This is a genomic window from Streptomyces sp. NPDC006529, from assembly GCF_040611795.1.
GTDB lineage: Bacteria > Actinomycetota > Actinomycetes > Streptomycetales > Streptomycetaceae > Streptomyces.
Window position 1 is genome coordinate 42,685 of record NZ_JBEXPB010000017.1, and the last position, 16,210, is coordinate 58,894.

Annotated in this window: 15 protein-coding genes; 7 read left to right on the forward strand and 8 right to left on the reverse strand. The window is 73.0% G+C overall.

Annotated elements, in window-relative coordinates; all coding sequences use genetic code 11:
• Positions 1 to 42: 42 nt before the first annotated feature.
• From ABZY31_RS15025 to ABZY31_RS15040, 4 genes are all read right to left on the reverse strand, one after another.
• Positions 43 to 792, reverse strand: a complete 750-nt coding sequence (locus ABZY31_RS15025) for a hypothetical protein (RefSeq protein WP_356409633.1) — start codon at positions 790 to 792, stop codon at positions 43 to 45.
• Entirely contained in the window at positions 789 to 2,660 is a 1,872-nt protein-coding gene (locus ABZY31_RS15030) for a phosphatidylglycerol lysyltransferase domain-containing protein (protein WP_356409636.1), read from the reverse strand. The genes ABZY31_RS15025 and ABZY31_RS15030 overlap by 4 nt, the downstream gene beginning before the upstream one ends.
• Positions 2,661 to 2,744: 84 nt before the next feature.
• Positions 2,745 to 3,854 carry a nicotinate-nucleotide--dimethylbenzimidazole phosphoribosyltransferase gene (cobT, locus tag ABZY31_RS15035; protein WP_356409639.1) on the reverse strand — a complete coding sequence of 370 codons (1,110 nt, stop codon included), beginning with the start codon at positions 3,852 to 3,854 and terminating at the stop codon, positions 2,745 to 2,747.
• Between the two features lie 132 nt (positions 3,855 to 3,986).
• Positions 3,987 to 5,198 carry a bifunctional adenosylcobinamide kinase/adenosylcobinamide-phosphate guanylyltransferase gene (locus ABZY31_RS15040; protein ID WP_356409642.1) on the reverse strand — a complete coding sequence of 404 codons (1,212 nt, stop codon included), beginning with the start codon at positions 5,196 to 5,198 and terminating at the stop codon, positions 3,987 to 3,989.
• 117 nt (positions 5,199 to 5,315) lie between these two features.
• Between ABZY31_RS15040 and ABZY31_RS15045 the strand changes: the two genes are divergently transcribed.
• Positions 5,316 to 5,528: a hypothetical protein gene (locus ABZY31_RS15045; RefSeq protein WP_356409644.1), complete on the forward strand. Its 213-nt coding sequence runs from the start codon at positions 5,316 to 5,318 to the stop codon at positions 5,526 to 5,528.
• Positions 5,529 to 5,571: 43 nt separating this feature from the next.
• Here ABZY31_RS15045 and ABZY31_RS15050 read toward each other — a convergent pair whose 3' ends face one another.
• Together ABZY31_RS15050 and ABZY31_RS15055 are read right to left on the reverse strand one after the other, a co-directional pair.
• Positions 5,572 to 6,330 carry a methyltransferase domain-containing protein gene (locus tag ABZY31_RS15050; RefSeq protein ID WP_356409781.1) on the reverse strand — a complete coding sequence of 253 codons (759 nt, stop codon included), beginning with the start codon at positions 6,328 to 6,330 and terminating at the stop codon, positions 5,572 to 5,574.
• Positions 6,331 to 6,380: 50 nt separating this feature from the next.
• Positions 6,381 to 6,980 carry a DUF3043 domain-containing protein gene (locus tag ABZY31_RS15055; protein ID WP_356409647.1) on the reverse strand — a complete coding sequence of 200 codons (600 nt, stop codon included), beginning with the start codon at positions 6,978 to 6,980 and terminating at the stop codon, positions 6,381 to 6,383.
• A 272-nt stretch (positions 6,981 to 7,252) separates the two neighbouring features.
• Here ABZY31_RS15055 and ABZY31_RS15060 point away from each other — a divergent pair, with 272 nt between their 5' ends.
• On the forward strand, positions 7,253 to 8,047 hold the full coding sequence (locus ABZY31_RS15060) for a PspA/IM30 family protein (protein ID WP_356409650.1): 795 nt from the start codon (positions 7,253 to 7,255) through the stop codon (positions 8,045 to 8,047).
• A 14-nt stretch (positions 8,048 to 8,061) separates the two neighbouring features.
• A complete protein-coding gene (locus tag ABZY31_RS15065; protein WP_356409653.1) occupies positions 8,062 to 8,340 on the forward strand; it encodes a hypothetical protein in 279 nt (92 codons plus the stop codon).
• 72 nt (positions 8,341 to 8,412) lie between these two features.
• Here the strand turns inward: ABZY31_RS15065 and ABZY31_RS15070 are convergent, their stop codons facing one another.
• Positions 8,413 to 9,219 (reverse strand): hypothetical protein, encoded by an 807-nt coding sequence (locus ABZY31_RS15070; RefSeq protein WP_356409656.1) that lies wholly within the window; start codon positions 9,217 to 9,219, stop codon positions 8,413 to 8,415.
• Between the two features lie 153 nt (positions 9,220 to 9,372).
• Here ABZY31_RS15070 and ABZY31_RS15075 point away from each other — a divergent pair, with 153 nt between their 5' ends.
• From ABZY31_RS15075 to ABZY31_RS15085, 3 genes are all read left to right on the forward strand, one after another.
• Complete coding sequence (locus ABZY31_RS15075; RefSeq protein ID WP_356409784.1) at positions 9,373 to 10,182, forward strand: adenosylcobinamide-GDP ribazoletransferase; 810 nt, start codon at positions 9,373 to 9,375, stop codon at positions 10,180 to 10,182.
• 81 nt (positions 10,183 to 10,263) lie between these two features.
• A complete protein-coding gene (locus ABZY31_RS15080; protein WP_356409659.1) occupies positions 10,264 to 10,989 on the forward strand; it encodes a response regulator transcription factor in 726 nt (241 codons plus the stop codon).
• Between the two features lie 131 nt (positions 10,990 to 11,120).
• Positions 11,121 to 14,261 carry an efflux RND transporter permease subunit gene (locus ABZY31_RS15085; protein WP_356409662.1) on the forward strand — a complete coding sequence of 1,047 codons (3,141 nt, stop codon included), beginning with the start codon at positions 11,121 to 11,123 and terminating at the stop codon, positions 14,259 to 14,261.
• A gap of 76 nt (positions 14,262 to 14,337) precedes the next feature.
• Here ABZY31_RS15085 and nadA read toward each other — a convergent pair whose 3' ends face one another.
• Entirely contained in the window at positions 14,338 to 15,525 is a 1,188-nt protein-coding gene (nadA, locus tag ABZY31_RS15090; RefSeq protein WP_356409665.1) for a quinolinate synthase NadA, read from the reverse strand.
• Positions 15,526 to 15,816: 291 nt separating this feature from the next.
• Here nadA and erpA point away from each other — a divergent pair, with 291 nt between their 5' ends.
• The gene (erpA, locus tag ABZY31_RS15095) at positions 15,817 to 16,173 is read left to right on the forward strand and encodes an iron-sulfur cluster insertion protein ErpA (RefSeq protein WP_214949940.1); all 357 of its coding nucleotides are present in this window, start codon (positions 15,817 to 15,819) and stop codon (positions 16,171 to 16,173) included.
• Positions 16,174 to 16,210: the final 37 nt, after the last annotated feature.

The following is a 16,210-nucleotide window of genomic DNA, read 5'->3' on the forward strand; positions in this document are numbered from 1 at the left end:
GGTACCGGCCAGGGGCGGACCGAAGGGTGTGGTCACGGGAGGCTACGGTACGGCGTGCGGGCCGCCCGGGGAGGAGCGGGCGGGCGGCGCCCCGGGCGGCGGTCCGCACCCCGGCGGGACGTCGCGGTGCCGCGCTCCCCACCTGGCGCGGACCAGGCACACCACCATGACCGCGGCGATGGCGGCCAGGTGCTCCTTGCCGGCCAGGTTGTTCTTCACCGCCACCTCGATGATCATGGCGGCGATCACCAGGCCCCCGGTGACGTACGCCCGGTAGCGCCAGCACACGAACACCGCGAGGCCGACGACCGCCGCGGAGGGCCCGGTGTCGTTGACGACGCGGTCCGTCAGCGGCAGCCCGAAGGGGTGCTCCGGGCTCAGCGACAGCCCGATCCGCGCGTACGTCGTCCCCGCCAGCGTGGCCACGTACCCGATCAGCAGCGTCCGCCACCAGCCGATGCAGATCTCCGCGATCCCGAATACCAGCAGCATCTGCAGCAGCGCGCCCCAGACCGGCAGGTCCAGGGCGGGCACGAACAGCGAGAGCGGGGTGCGGATCAGCGCGAGCCACAACGGGTCGGCGGCCTTCACCGACCCGAGGTTCTGCACCGGCTGGAAGCCCCACGGCTGGTTCTGCAGGATCTGGAAGACCGAGGTCAGGGCGACCGCACCGAGCGACATCGGGACCGCCCGCCACCGCTTGGCGGCGAGCGCGTCCCGCACGGTCCGGTACAGGGGCCCCCACTCACGGCGCGCGAACCGCCGCAGGGAGGATGCGGTCCTCGCGGTCAACGACGGGTCTCCAGGTGTCTGCGGTGCAGCCACTTCGGCAGGCCGGGAGCCTCCAGGAAGCCCTCGGCGCGGCCCGCCGCGATGCCGATCCGCAGCAGGTCCGAACTCTTCTCGAAGAGCATGAACCGCGGTTCCCAGATCGGCCGGTATTTGGCGTTGGCCCGGTAGAGGGACTCGATCTGCCACCACCGAGAGAAGAAGCTGAGCAGCGAGCGCCACATCCGCAGCACCGGGCCCGCGCCGAGCTTGGAGCCGCGCTCGAAGACGGAACGGAACATCGCGAAGTTCAGCGAGACCTGGGTGACCCCGATCTCCTTGGAGCGCTCCAGGAGTTCGATGACCATGAACTCCATCAGACCGTTCTCGGAATCCCGGTCACGGCGCATCAGGTCGAGCGAGAGGCCCTTGGGCCCCCACGGCACGAACGACAGCACGGCGCGCAGGTCGCCGTTGCCGTCGGTGCACTCCAGCATCACGCACTGGCCGTCCGCCGGATCGCCGAGGCGGCCCAGCGCCATCGAGAAGCCGCGCTCGGTCGCGCCGTCGCGCCAGTCGTCGGCCCGCTGCAGCAGGACGTCCATCTCCTCGGCGGGAATGTCCTCGTGCCGCCGGATCCGCACGGTGTACCCGGCCCGCTTGACCCGGTTGTAGGCCTGCCGGACGGTCCGCATCGCGCGGCCGTCCAGCGTGAACTCGTCGGTCTCCACGATCGCCTCGTCGCCCAGCTCCAGGGCGTCCAGGCCGTGCCGGGCGTAGATCGTGCCGGCCTCCTCGCTGGCGCCCATCACCGCGGGCACCCAGCCGTGCTCCCGGGCCTCGGCCAGCCACGGGTCGATCGCCCCGGGCCACGCCTCGGGGTCGCCGATCGGGTCGCCGGAGGCCAGCGAGACCCCGCCGACCACCCGGTAGGTGACCGCGGCCTTGCCGGTGGGGGACCAGATGACGCTCTTCTCGCGGCGCAGCGCGAAGTAGCCCAGCGAGTCGCGGTCGCCCTGCTTGGCGAGCAGCGCGCGCAGCTGCTCCTCGTCGGCCTCGGTGAGCGGGTCCACCGCCCGGCGGGAGCGGAAGGCGGCGAACAGCACCGCCAGCAGCAGCACGGTCGACATCACGTTGATGAAGACGTCCACCCAGGCGGGGGTGCTGATCCCGCTCAGCGCCTGGTCGTCGGGGGCCAGCGTGACCAGCCGCATCACGCCGTAGCGCCAGCGGGTCAGGAACGTCACCCCGGACTGGTCCGGGGCGTCGTTGGTCGCGCCCACCAGCAGCGCCGCGACCAGCGAGGTCAGCAGCAGCCCCACCGCCCCGACGACGGTCGCCAGCTTCGGGTTCGAGCGGTCGCCGCGCGCGTAGAACTCCTTGCGGCCCAGCAGCAGCGCCCCGACGAACGAGGCGGTCAGGACCAGCGAGATCCAGTTCTGCGCGTGCTGACGGAACTCGGGGTAGTACGACGTGAAGGTGACCAGCGCGAAGGCGAGCAGCAGCAGCCCGCTCAGCACGAGGTTCAGGATCCACGCGGCCCGCTTGCGGCGGCCCATCGTCACCGCGAGCATCAGCGAGAACAGGCCGGACGCGAAACCGGCCGTCAGCAGGTACGGCGTGTAGAAGTCGGCGGTGTTGTGGTCGCGCAGGTCCTGCCCGAGCGAAAGCCACACCGCGCTGAGGAAGTTGACGAAGGTCACGGCCCGCAGGTACCACACCGCGAAGGCGGCGCTGCGCCGCGAACGGGCGCTCCCCCTGCCGGTGTCGCGGCCCCCGGCCCCCGGTTTTCCGGCGTCCGCGCCGGAGTCTTTCCTGCCGCTCGGAACGCCGCCGGGTCCGCGGTCGGTGTTCCGGTCGGTGTCTGCGCTGGTCAAACGGACCTCTCCCATGGAAAGCGATGATATGGGGCCCGCCTTCCCCGGAAGGGCCGGAGGACCCCGGGCCGGGTCAGGGCGCCAAGGGTCCCCGACCCGTTACTGCGCCGACGGTCCGGCCGGTTCGGCCGGCCCGGTCGGCGCGGCGGGTCCGGCCGGTTCGGCCGTCCGCTCCGGGAGGTCCGCCGCGAGTGCGGCGGCCGCCTGGACCAGGGGAAGGGCGAGCAACGCCCCGGTTCCTTCCCCCACAGTGACGCCGTGGTCCAGCACCGGGTTGAGCGCCATCCGGTCCAGCGCCTTCGCCTGGCCCGGCTCGCCGCTCGCCTGGCCCGCCAGCCACCAGTCCGGGGCGCGGAAGGCGGCCCGCTGGGCCACCAGGCCGCAGGCCGCCGAGACGATTCCGTCGAGGATCACCGGCGTACGGCGCACCGCGCACTGGAGCAGGAACCCGGTCATCGCGGCGACGTCCGCCCCGCCGACCGCCGCCAGCAGCGCCACCTGGTCCCCGAGGACCGGGCGGGCGCGGCGCAGCGCGTCACGGATCGCCGCGCACTTGCGCATCCAGGTCAGGTCGTCGATGGGCGCGCCGCCGCGCCCGGTGACCACGGAGGCGTCCGTTCCGCACAGGGCGGCGACGAGGGTGGCGGCCACGGTGGTGCCGCCGACGCTGAGATCACCGAGGACGACCAGGTCCGTACCGGAGTCGGCCTCCTCGTCGGCGATCGCGATGCCGAGGCGCAGGGCGTCCCGGGCCTCCTCGACCGTCATGGCGTCCTCGGTGTCGATGCGCCCGCTGCCCCGGCGGACCCGGTGCCTGACGACGTCCTCGGGCAGCAGCCCGGGGTCGCAGTCCAGGCCCGCGTCCACGACCCGCAGCCCCGCGCCGAAGCGGGCGGCCAGGATCGACACCGGGCTGTTCCCGTCGAGCACGGAGCGCACCAGCAGGTGGGCGGAGCCGGCGGGGCGCGCGGAGACGCCCCCGGCCGCGATCCCGTGGTCGGCGGCGAACAGCACGACGCGCGGGCGCGCGACCGGCTTCACCGGTACCGAGCCCTGCGCCGCCGCCAGCCACTCGGCCAGCTCGTCGAGGCGCCCCAGCGCCCCCACGGGCACCGCCAGCCGCTCGCGGCGCTCCTCGGCGTCTCGCCGGACGCCCCCGTCGGGGCGCTCGATCAGATCGGAGAAGTCGTCGAGATTCAGCGTGGTCATCTGCCGAAGAGTACCCGTGACCGCCCGCCGGTCCGTGCCCCGGCCGCCCGCGGGTTCGCGGCCCGCGCGGCCGCGGAGCCCGCGCCCTCGGCGGCGGCGACGCCGGGCGGGCCGCGGGCTCCTGGCGGTCCGTCAGTCCTTGAGCACCAGCGGCTGGCCGGACACCACCAGCAGGACGTGCTCGCACTCCGCCGCCACCGCCGCGTTCAGCCGCCCCAGCTCGTCCCGGAACCGCCGCCCCGACGCGGTCGCGGGGACGATGCCGGACCCCACCTCGTTGCTCACCAGCACCACCCGGCGCCGGGTCGTACGGACGGCCTCCACCAGCGCCGCCGTGCGCGCCAGCAGCTCCTTGCGGCCACCGGCCGCCCACGTCGCGTCGTCCCAGGCGCCGACCCGGTCCATCGCGTCGGTGAGCCACAGCGCCAGGCAGTCGATCAGCAGTGCCGGGCCGCGCGCGCCGTCGTCCTCCAGCAGCTCCACCAGCTCGCAGGTCTCCACCGTCCGCCAGGCGCCCGGCCGCCGCTCCCGGTGCAGCCCGACCCGCGCCGCCCACTCCGGGTCGCCCTCGCGGGTGCCGCTCGTGGCGACGTAGAGGACCTCGGGGAAACCGGCCAATCGCCGCTCCGCCTCCAGGGACTTGCCCGACCGGGCGCCGCCGAGCACCAGCGTGCGCCGCGGCACGTCCGGCACCGCGTGGTAGGCGCCTGCGGTCAGCGTGGTCCCGTCCGGCACCACCCGCGCCCCCGCGGCCGCGCACCGGCGCGCCAGTTCCCTGCCCGGCGGCACGTCGTGGTCGAGGTGGACGGCGATCACGTCGGTGGCCGGGCCGACCGCGCCGCTCGCCCGCAGCCGGGCCAGCGCCTCGGGACGCCCCAGCACGTCCAGGAGCACCATGTCGTAGGGCTGCTCGGAGGTCCCGTCGGTGCCGGCGGGCGCCCCGCCGGGCGGCAGGTACAGCAGCCGGTCACCGTCGGGCCCGGTCACCTCGTACCCGGTGCCCGGCGCGTCCATCGCCACCGCCCGCACCCGGTGCCCGCTGATCACCGCCAGCCGCTGCCCGTCCGGCACGCGCCCCGCGGCGGGCAGCCCCTGCGGCAGCTCCACCGCGGGCCCGTCGTGCGGATGGGTCAGCAGCACCTGGCGCACGCCGCCCAGCGAATGCCCGGCCCGGGCGGCGGCCAGTACGGCGCCGGGGACGAGGTCGAGCAGCAGCGCGCCGTCGACCAGGACGGCGGTGGCGGCGCGCGCCCGGGTGCCCACGGAGACGGCGCAAGCCGCACAGGGACAGCCGGGGCGGGGCAGTCCTTCGGGTGTGCCGGTGCCCAGCAGAGTCAGTTCCACCCGATGATCCTCCCGCGTCCGCGAGAGTGCTGCGCGCGCGGTTAGTCTGCGGGCAGACTTCACGGGGAGCACCCGGCCGCGGACCGGACGGGTGCCGGACGAGCAACGGAGGCGGACATGGCGTGGACCTGGCGGTTCGAGACGGCCGATGGCAGCGAGTCGACCCCGGCGGTGACGCCGGAGGAATTCACCACGCAGGGCGACGCGGAGTCCTGGGTCGGCGAGTACTGGAAGGAACTGCTCGAAGGCGGCACGGAGCGGGTGAAGCTGTCCGACGACGGCGGCACCGAGCTTTACACGATGAGCCTGCGCGAGGCCCTGGACGCCTGAGGCGCCGGGCGGTGGTCCGGGGGCCGGGCCCCCGGACCGCGGTTCAGCCCCGGACCCCGCACAGGTGCAGCAGCGCCGCGACCCCGCGGTAGGGGTCGGTGCGCCCGGCCCGGTCCTCGGCCGCCAGCAGCAGGTCCAGCTGGTCCTGGGGCGGCAGCGCCTCGCCCGCCTCGCTGCCGTCGGTGAAGACCCGTACGCCGTACCAGGCCTGCAGCGGCGCGCCGATCCCGGACAGGGTCGCGGTGAGCGTGGCCAGCCGGTCGGCCCGTACGTCCAGGCCGAGGCGGTTCGTGTAGCCGACGGTGTCGAAGGCGGCCAGCGCGCCCGTCCAGTCACCGCAGAGCGCGGGGCGCATCGCGAGGGCGTCGCCGTTGCGCACCAGCAGCGAGAGCAGGCCGCCGTGGGCCAGCATCCGGGCCAGCCCGGCGAGCATGGCGTCGGGCTCCGGTACGTACATCAGGACGCCGTGGCAGAGCACCACGTCGAAGCTGCCCGGCAGGAAGTGCACGCCGGTCTCGCGGCCGTCGCCCTCCATCAGCTGCACGCGGTCGCGGATCCCGGCCGGCTCGCCGGCGAGCGCCTCGCGGGCCACGGCGAGCATGGCGGGGTCCTGCTCCAGGCCGGTCACCCGGTGCCCGGCCCGGGCCAGGCGCAGGGCCTGGGTGCCCTGGCCCATGCCGACGTCGAGGACGCGCAGCCGCTGCCCGACGGGGAAGCGCTGCGCTATCTGCTCGTCGACCTGTCGGCCGACGAGTTCCTGGCGGACCGCGTTACGCAGGCCCCCCAGCCCCTCCAGCCACAGCCGGGCGCCGGCCGCGAAGCCGTCGCCCGCGGCTGCGGACGGCCCTGCGGTCAGGGCCGTTCCCCACGCTTGACCTGCGGCTTCGGCAGGCGCAGACGGCGCATCTGGAGCGTGCGCATCAGGCCGTACGCGACGGCGCCGCGCTTCGGCTCGTCCGGGAAGCGGGTGTTCAGCGCCTTGCGCAGGCGGATGAACAGGCCGATCGAGTCGATGATGATCAGCACGATCACGCCGAGCCACAGCAGCAGGGCGATGTTCTGGATCGAGGGGACCCGGACCATGCTCAGCACCAGGATGATCACCGCGAGCGGCAGGAACATCTCGGCGACGGAGAAGCGGGAGTCCACGAAGTCACGGGCGTACTTGCGGACCGGGCCCTTGTCACGGGCGGGCAGGTAACGCTCGTCGCCACTGGCGAGGGCCTCGCGCTGCTTGGCCATCTCGGTCCGGCGGCGTTCACGGGCGCGCTTGGCATCCTCCTTGCGATTGCCGGTCGAGGCCACCACGGCCTTGCGCTGCGACTGGGCCACAGCACGCTTCGGCGTCGGGCGGCCCTTCGGGGCCTGCGGGTCACGGGTCTGCGAGAGGTCGGCGCTCACCTTGTCGGTGGCGGCGGCCTTCTCTTCCTTGGAGGAGCGGCTACCAAACACGAAACCAACCCTACGTGGTCGCGGGCACGCCCCCCCACCCCGGCGGGGAACGATCCCGCAACGGCGGGCGTCTTACCGGTGACGGGTCCGCCCGTCGCGCGCCGCCTCCCGGGGGCCACCTACTCCTCCAGCGTGACGGGGCGGAGCGGGAGTCGTCCTGGAGGAGGAGCGCATCCGTACCGGAACAGTGCGGTAATGGAGACAGGGCCCGTACTGTGGGTTCTGTAGGTCACCACGAGCCGAAGTCCTTCAGAAGGGGGCGCGCGAAGCCCATGAGCGGTGTCATGAAGCGTATGGGGATGATCTTCCGCGCGAAGGCGAACAAGGCCCTCGACAAGGCCGAGGACCCGCGCGAGACCCTCGACTACTCGTACCAGAAGCAGCTCGAACTGCTGCAGAAGGTCCGCCGCGGGGTCGCCGACGTCGCGACCTCCCGCAAGCGCCTGGAACTCCAGCTCAACCAGCTCCAGGGACAGTCCGCCAAGCTGGAGGACCAGGGCCGCAAGGCGCTGGCGCTCGGCCGCGAGGACCTGGCCCGCGAGGCCCTGTCCCGCCGAGCCTCGCTCCAGCAGCAGGTCAGCGACCTCGAAGTGCAGCACCAGACGCTCCAGGGCGAGGAGGAGAAGCTGACCCTCGCGGCGCAGCGCCTCCAGGCCAAGGTGGACGCCTTCCGCACCAAGAAGGAGACCATCAAGGCCACCTACACCGCGGCCCAGGCCCAGACCCGGATCGCGGAGTCCTTCTCCGGCATCTCGGAGGAGATGAGCGACGTCGGCCTCGCCATCCAGCGCGCCGAGGACAAGACCGCCCAGCTCCAGGCGCGCGCGGGTGCGATCGACGAGCTGCTCGCCTCCGGTGCCCTGGACGACCAGAGCGGCCTGGGCTCCCGGGACGACATCCAGACCGAGCTGGACCGCCTCTCCGGCGGTACGGACGTCGAGCTGGAGCTGGCCCGGATGAAGCAGGAGCTGGCGGGCGGCCCGTCCGCGCAGCAGCAGGCCATCGAGGGCGGCGGCGCGGGCAGCGGCCAGCAGCCGCAGCCCCAGCACCGCTTCGACAAGCAGTAGGAACGGGGCCCGTCATGATCGTCCGCATCATGGGGGAAGGCCAGGTCCGGCTCGACGACGCGCACGTCACCGAGCTGAACGCGCTGGACGACGAACTGCTCGCGGAGATGGAAGCGGGTGACGAGGAAGGCTTCCGGCGGACGCTGGGCGGCCTCCTCGACGCCGTGCGCCGCCTGGGCAGCCCGCTCTCGGACGACGAGCTGGAGCCCTCCGAGCTGATCCTGCCCGCGCCGGACGCGAGTCTGGACGAGGTCAGGGAGATGCTCAGCGACGACGGCCTGATCCCGGGCTGAGGGCCTGGTCCCGGGCTGACGGCCTTCCCGGGCTGAGGCGCCCGGGGCCCGCGGCGGCGCCGGGGCGTGCCGTCACAACTTGGTGTCCCGCTCCTTCCTGATCCGCTCGCGCAGTGCCCGCGTGGTCTTCGGGGCGCCCAGCTCCGGGTCGGGCGTTCCGCCGATGAAGTTCTCGAACCGGCGGCGCGGCGCCGCCCAGCGCCGGTCGTGATGGAACGCCCGCAGCCCGGCCTTCGCCCGGGCCCGCGGGCGTTTCGCGTAGAACCTGCGCGCGTACGGGGAACCGGGCCGGGCCAGGCGGACCGAGCCGATCAGCGCCACGAACGGGATCACCGTCCCCAGCAGCGCGGTGCGCGGTTTCCCCTTCCACAGGGCGATCAGGGCCAGGAAGAAGTTCGTGGCCGTGTTCATCACGACCAGCCCCCGGTTCTGCCGCTCGGCGGAGGTCAGCTCGTTGACCCCGAACGGCAGGAACCCGCCGAGCACCAGCGCCACCAGCGCCGCGGTGAGCACCACGATCTCCACGCTCTTGCGGCCCTGCTCGCTCCAGTACACGTCGTCCAGGTGCAGGACCAGCGCGAACTCGTCCAGCACCAGACCGGCGCCCAGCCCGAACAGCACGGCGGAGATCAGCGCCCCGACGCTGTGCCGACCGCTGCCCACCGCGCCGAAGCCGCCGATGATCGTCAGCACCACGCCCGGCACCACGTGGTGGACGTGCATGCCGCCCGGGGTGATGTTCTTGAAGGGGCCGCGGCCCGCCCGGATCAGCCGCGTGATCGTCCGGGTGACCAGGAAGGACAGCACGAACGAGAACAGGGCGAGGAGCAGCGGAAGCTTCCCCGGTTCCAGGATGTTGCGGTACCACCAGTGACCCATGACACCAGCTCCCCATTTGGCCTGTAATGGGCAATTTACCGTCAGCATCGAGCGGGTAGCGTTCCCGCGGTGACCGATCCGCGCCCCGATCCGCTCTCCGAGCCGCCGCCGGAGCCCCCGTACGAGCCCGGCGCCGAGCCCCCGCCCGCACCGCTGCCCGGCTCGTCGCCGCGCCCGCCCGCCGAGCGCGCCGCGCTCCGCGACGGCCTGCGCTTCGCCTTCGGGACGCTCACCGTCCTGCCCGCCCGCATCACCCGCTGGGACCGCCCGGCCGCCCGCACCGGCATGGCCTGCGCCCCGCTGGCCGGGCTCGTCGTCGGGCTGCTCGCGGCGGGGCTCGGCTGCCTGCTGCTCCTGCTCGGGGCGGCGCCGCTGCTGGTGGCGGCCGCCACCGTCGCCGTGCCCGCCGCGCTGACCCGCGGGCTGCACCTCGACGGGCTGGCCGACACCGCGGACGGCCTGGGCAGCGCCAAGCCCGCCGAGACCGCGCTGCGCATCATGAAGCAGTCCGACATCGGGCCGTTCGGGGTCATCTCCCTGGTCCTGGTCCTCCTCGTGCAGGCCGCCGCGCTCGCGCAGGCCTACGCCGACGGCTGGGCCCGCGGCGCCCTCGCCACCGTGGTTGCGGCCGTCGCCGCCCGCACCGCCCTGACCCTGGCCTGCCGCGACGGGGTCCCCCCGGCGCGCCACGAAGGCCTCGGCGCGGCCGTCGCCGGAGCCGTCCCCGCCGGGGCCGCCGCCGCGGTCGCCGCCATCACCATGGCCGCCGCCGCGGCGGCCGCCCTGCCCCTGGGCCCGGCCGCCGCCGCGCAGCACGCCCTGGCGGTCCTGGCCGGGCTTGGCGCCGCCGAACTCCTGCTGCGCCGGTGCGTACGCCGCTTCGACGGGGTCACCGGGGACGTCTTCGGCGCCCTGGCCGAGAGCGCGGCGACGGTGGCGCTGGTGGTCCTCGCCCTCGGCTGAGCCGGGTCCGGGCGCGGCGGTGCGGGCCGCTCCCGCGCCCGACGGACCGCCGGGCGCGGGGGCGCCGTACGCTCTCTTCCCGTGGACCACACGCCGAGCGACCCGCAGCCCCCCGCCGCGCCCATCCGGGTGCTGCTCGCCGACGACCAGGCCCTGCTGCGCAGCGCCTTCAAGGTGCTGGTCGACTCCGAACCGGACATGGAGGTCGTCGGGGAGGCCGCCGACGGGGCGCAGGCCTATGCGCTGGCCCGCGAGCGGCGCGCCGACGTGGTCCTCATGGACATCCGGATGCCCGGCACCGACGGGCTCGCCGCCACCCGGATGATCAGCGCCGACCCGGAACTCGCGGGCGTGCGCGTGGTGATGCTGACGACCTTCGAGGTCGACGAGTACGTCGCCGCGGCCCTGCGGGCGGGCGCCTCCGGCTTCCTCGGCAAGGGCGCCGAACCGGACGAACTGCTGAACGCCATCCGGATCGCCGTCGCGGGCGAGGCCCTGCTCTCCCCGGCCGCCACCAAGGGCCTCATCGCCACCTTCCTGGCCCAGGGCGGCGGCGCGGGCCCGGCCGCCGCCGCCCCGGGCGCGCACGCGGAGCGGCTCGCCGCGCTGACCGTCCGCGAGCGCGAGGTGCTCGGCCTGGTCGCCGGCGGCCTGTCCAACGACGAGATCGGCGGCCGCCTGGAGGTCAGCCCGCTCACCGTCAAGACCCACGTGAACCGGGCGATGGCCAAGCTCGGCGCCCGCGACCGGGCGCAATTGGTGGTCATCGCGTACGAATCGGGCCTCGTGCGGGCCCGGTCCGAGTGACGGAGCAGGGGCGGCGTACTGCGGACGCGGTACACGCCGGATAAGGACGGGACCTGCGGGCGACGCCGGGACCCCACGGCGGGGGACACAGTGGGGGGACCCTCGCTCGACTCGGCAGAGAGATCTCATCCATGTCCTGGCTGTCCCGCTTCAGCCTTGCCCAACGGGCGCTGATCGGCCTCGTGTCGATCGTCGCGCTCCTGTTCGGCGCCATAGCCATCCCGCAGCTCAAGCAGCAGCTGCTGCCCTCCATCGAGCTGCCGATGGTGTCCATCCTCGCGCCGTACCAGGGCGCTTCGCCCGACGTGGTCGAGAAGCAGGTCATCGAGCCCATCGAAGCCACCCTCAAGGGCGTCGACGGCATCACCGGCATCACCTCCACCGCCAGTGAGGGCAACGCCCTCATCATGGCGAAGTTCGACTTCGGCGACAGCGGCACCAAGCAGCTCGTCGCCGACGTCCAGCAGGCCGTCAACCGGGCCCGCGTCCGGCTGCCCGCCACCGTCGATCCCCAGGTCGTGGCCGGCTCCACCGACGACATGCCGACCGTCGTCCTCGCCGCCACCTCCGACAAGGACCAGCAGGCCCTCGCCGACCAGCTCCAGCGCAGCGTCGTCCCCGTCCTCCAGGACATCCCCGGCGTCGGCCAGGTCAGCGTCAACGGCGTCCAGGACCTCCAGGTCACCATCACCCCCGACCGGGCGAAGCTGGCGGCCGCCGGCCTCGACACCGCTGCGCTCGCCAAGGGCCTGGAAGCGGGCGGCGCCACGCTGCCGGCCGGTTCCTTCGACGAGGAGGGCAAGAACCGCACCGTCCGCGTCGGCGGCGGCTACACCTCCCTCGCCCAGCTGGAGGACCTGCGCCTGAGCCCCGGCCCCGGCCGGCAGGCGGTCCGCCTCGGCGACCTCGCCACCGTCCGGCAGGAGCCCGCCAAGGCCGTCTCCCTCACCCGCACCAACGGCAAGCCGAGCCTGGCCGTCGTCGTCACGATGGACAAGGACGGCAGCTCGGTCGCCATCTCCGACGCCGTCAAGGACGAACTGCCCGGGCTGCGCACCGCGCTCGGATCCCGCGCGAACCTCACCATGGTCAGCGACAACGGCCCCGCCGTCGCCACCGCCATCTCCAGCCTCACCACCGAGGGCCTGCTCGGCCTGGTCTTCGCGGTGATCGTGATCCTGGTCTTCCTCGCCTCGATCCGCTCGACCCTGGTCACCGCGGTCTCCATCCCGCTGTCCATCGTCCTGGCCCTGATCGTGCTGTGGACCCGCGACCTGTCGCTGAACATGCTGACGCTCGGCGCGCTCACCATCGCCATCGGCCGGGTGGTCGACGACTCCATCGTCGTGCTGGAGAACATCAAGCGGCACCTGTCCTACGGCGAGGAGCGCGAGGCCGCGATCATCACCGCGGTCAGGGAAGTGGCCGGCGCGGTCACCTCCTCGACCCTCACCACCGTCGCCGTCTTCCTGCCGATCGGCCTGGTCGGCGGCATGATCGGGGAGCTGTTCAGCTCCTTCTCGCTCACCGTGACCGCCGCCCTGCTGGCGTCGCTGCTGGTCTCGCTGACCGTCGTACCGGTCCTGTCGTACTGGTTCCTCAGCGCCCCCAAGGGCGCGGACGGCGCCCCCGTCGACCCGGCCGCCGCCCGCCGCGCCGCCGAGGAGAAGGAGTCGCACAGCCGCCTCCAGACCTCCTACGTCCGGGTGCTGCGCTTCGTCGCCCGTCGGCGCCTGGCCACCGTGGCCGTCGCCTGCGTGGTCCTCGTCGCCACCTTCGCCATGGCCCCCCTGCTGAAGACCAACTTCTTCGACAAGGGCGAGCAGGACGTCCTGACCATCAAGCAGTCCCTGGCCCCCGGCACCTCCCTGGCCGCCTCCGACGAGGCGAGCCGCGCGGTGGAGAAGGTGCTGGCCTCGACCGACGGCGTCAAGGACTACCAGGTCACCGTCGGCTCCTCCGGCTTCATGGCGGCCTTCGGCGGCGGTACGGGCACCAACCAGGCCTCCTACCAGGTGACCCTGAAGAACGCCAAGGACGGCGAGGCCGTCCAGCGGCGCATCGAGGAGCGCCTGGCCGCGCTCTCCGGCATCGGCCGCACCGCCGTCTCGGCGGGCGCCGCCTTCGGCAGCCAGGACCTCAGCGTGGTCGTCAAGGCCGGCGACGCCGCCGTCCTCGCCAAGGCCGCCGAGCAGGTCCGCGCCGAGGTGGCCACCATCAAGGACGTCAGCGAGGTCCGCAGCGACCTCTCCGAGTCCGTGCCCCGGATCTCGGTCACCGCCACCGCCAAGGCGGCCGACGCGGGTCTGAACCAGGCGGCGCTCGGCGGACTCGTCGCCCAGGCCGTCCACGGCACCCCCGCGGGCAAGGCCGTCCTCGGCGACACCGAGCGGGACATCGTCATCGCCCCGGCGCAGCCCGCCAGGACCCTCGCCGAACTCCAGGCGCTGCCCGTCGGGCCCCTCAGGCTCGGTGACGTCGCCGACGTCAAGCTGGTCCCGGGCCCGGTCGCGATGACCCGGATCGACGGCGCCCGCGCCGCCACCGTCACGGCGAAGCCGAACGGCGACAACACCGGCGCCGTCAGCACCGAACTCAGCACCAAGCTCAAGGCCCTGGACCTGCCCGCCGGAGCCACGGCCACCATCGGCGGCGTCTCCTCCGACCAGAGCGAGGCCTTCGGCTCGCTGGGCCTGGCCATGCTCGCGGCCATCGCGATCGTGTTCATGCTGCTGGTGGCGACCTTCCGCTCGCTCGTCCAGCCGCTGATCCTGCTGGTCTCCGTCCCCTTCGCGGCCACCGGCGCGCTCGGCCTGCTGCTCGTCACCGGCACCCCGATGGGCGTCCCGGCGATGATCGGCATGCTGATGCTCATCGGCATCGTGGTGACCAACGCGATCGTCCTGATCGACCTGGTCAACCAGTACCGCGCCCAGGGTCTGGGCGTCGTCGAAGCCGTCGTCGAGGGCGGCCGCCACCGGCTGCGCCCGATCCTGATGACGGCCCTGGCGACGATCTTCGCGCTGCTCCCGATGGCGCTCGGCGTCACGGGCGGGGGCGGCTTCATCTCGAAGCCGCTGGCGGTCGTGGTCATCGGCGGCCTGATCAGCTCCACCCTGCTGACGCTGCTCCTGGTGCCGGCCATCTACACGATGGTGGAACTGCGCAAGGAGCGCCGCGCGGCCAAGCGCGCCGCCAAGCGCTCGGCCCGCCCGACGGCCGCCCCCACCCCGTCCGCCACCGCGGCGGACGAGGACCCGGTCAGCGTCTGACCGCCCGTCCGGACACACGCCGAAGGGTCGCCCCTCCCACGGGAGGGGCGACCCTTCGGCGTCACTGCGCCTCGCCCTACGGGAGCGCGAGCATGCGCTCCAGGGCCAGCTTGGCGAAGGTCTCGGTCTCCTTGTCGACCCGGATCTGGTTGACGAGGTTGCCCTCGGCCAGGGACTCCAGGGTCCACACCAGGTGGGGGAGGTCGATGCGGTTCATCGTGGAGCAGAAGCAGACCGTCTTGTCGAGGAAGACGACCTCCTTGTCCTCGGCGGCGAAACGGTTCGCCAGGCGCCGGACCAGGTTCAGTTCGGTGCCGATGGCCCACTTGGAACCGGCCGGGGCCGCCTCCAGCGCCTTGATGATGTATTCCGTCGAGCCGACGTAGTCCGCGGCCGCCACGACCTCGTGCTTGCACTCCGGGTGGACCAGGACGTTCACGCCGGGGATGCGGGCGCGCACGTCCTCGACCGACTCCACGGAGAAGCGGCCGTGCACGGAGCAGTGCCCGCGCCACAGGATCATCTTGGCGTTCCGCAGCTGCTCGGCGGTCAGGCCGCCGTTCGGCTTGTGCGGGTTGTACAGGACGCAGTCGTCCAGGGACAGGCCCATGTCGCGCACGGCGGTGTTGCGGCCCAGGTGCTGGTCCGGCAGGAACAGCACCTTCTCGCCCTGCTCGAAGGCCCACTCCAGGGCCTTCTTCGCGTTGGACGAGGTGCAGATCGTGCCGCCGTGCCTGCCCGTGAAGGCCTTGATGTCGGCGGAGGAGTTCATGTAGGAGACGGGCACCGTCGTCCCGGCGACGCCGGCCTCGGTCAGCACGTCCCAGCACTCCGCGACCTGCTCCGCGGTGGCCATGTCGGCCATCGAGCAGCCCGCGGCCAGGTCCGGCAGGACGACCTTCTGGTCGTCCGTGGTCAGGATGTCAGCGGACTCGGCCATGAAGTGGACGCCGCAGAAGACGATGTACTCGGCCTCCGGACGGGCGGCCGCGTCCTTCGCCAGCTTGAACGAGTCGCCGGTGACGTCCGCGAACTCGATGACCTCGTCACGCTGGTAGTGGTGCCCGAGGATGAAGACCTTGTCCCCGAGCTTCTCCTTGGCCGCGCGGGCGCGGGCCACCAGGTTCGGGTCCGACGGCGAGGGCAGGTCGCCGGGACACTCCACCCCGCGCTCGCTCTTGGGGTCGGCCTCGCGGCCGAGCAGCAGCAGGGCGAGGGGCGTCGGCTGGACGTCCAAAGGCTGGGCGGTGGTCACGACACGCACCCTTTCTGTTCTGCGACAACTGCGACTTCTCGTCTATTTGACATTATCTATCATAACCTCTTCACGTCACTTTGACGATGCCGATAGTGTCGATGTGACGCATTCGCCCGGGCCGCCGCCCCGCGTCCCGCCGAGGGGCCCACCCCCGCGCGCCGGTGTGCGAGCATGAATATCTGGAACGAGTGCCGGACACCGGAATGAATCGGCGGCCGCGCTGGTTGCCACCGACGGCAAGAGTCCGACGTTTCCCTGCCCCCGCCGGGAAGCCGCCCACTTCGGGAGTGAATGCAGATGTCCGTTCAGGACGAAAAGACCACTGTGAGCGACGGCATCCTCCTGTCCGACGCCGCCGCCGAGAAGGTCAGGACCCTGCTGGAGCAGGAAGGCCGCGAGGACCTGGCGCTCCGCGTCGCCGTCCAGCCCGGTGGCTGCTCCGGCCTGCGCTACCAGCTCTTCTTCGACGAGCGCTCCCTCGACGGCGACGTGGTCAAGGACTTCGACGGCGTCAAGGTCGTCACCGACCGCATGAGCAGCCCGTACCTGCACGGCGCGTCGATCGACTTCGTCGACACCATCGAGAAGCAGGGCTTCACGATCGACAACCCGAACGCCACGGGCTCCTGCGCCTGCGGCGACTCGTTCAGCTAAACGCCGACGCGCACGACAGCACGACAGAGGGGCCCCA

What these genes read in the sequence shown, in the direction of transcription:
- ABZY31_RS15030 (WP_356409636.1), bottom strand. Translation starts at nt 2,660, where the DNA reads ATGGGAGAGGTCCGTTTGACCAGCGCAGACACCGACCGGAACACCGAC.
- cobT (WP_356409639.1), bottom strand. Translation starts at nt 3,854, where the DNA reads ATGACCACGCTGAATCTCGACGACTTCTCCGATCTGATCGAGCGCCCC.
- ABZY31_RS15045 (WP_356409644.1), top strand. Translation starts at nt 5,316, where the DNA reads ATGGCGTGGACCTGGCGGTTCGAGACGGCCGATGGCAGCGAGTCGACC.
- ABZY31_RS15060 (WP_356409650.1), top strand. Translation starts at nt 7,253, where the DNA reads ATGAGCGGTGTCATGAAGCGTATGGGGATGATCTTCCGCGCGAAGGCG.
- ABZY31_RS15065 (WP_356409653.1), top strand. Translation starts at nt 8,062, where the DNA reads ATGATCGTCCGCATCATGGGGGAAGGCCAGGTCCGGCTCGACGACGCG.
- ABZY31_RS15070 (WP_356409656.1), bottom strand. Translation starts at nt 9,219, where the DNA reads ATGGGTCACTGGTGGTACCGCAACATCCTGGAACCGGGGAAGCTTCCG.
- ABZY31_RS15085 (WP_356409662.1), top strand. Translation starts at nt 11,121, where the DNA reads ATGTCCTGGCTGTCCCGCTTCAGCCTTGCCCAACGGGCGCTGATCGGC.
- erpA (WP_214949940.1), top strand. Translation starts at nt 15,817, where the DNA reads ATGTCCGTTCAGGACGAAAAGACCACTGTGAGCGACGGCATCCTCCTG.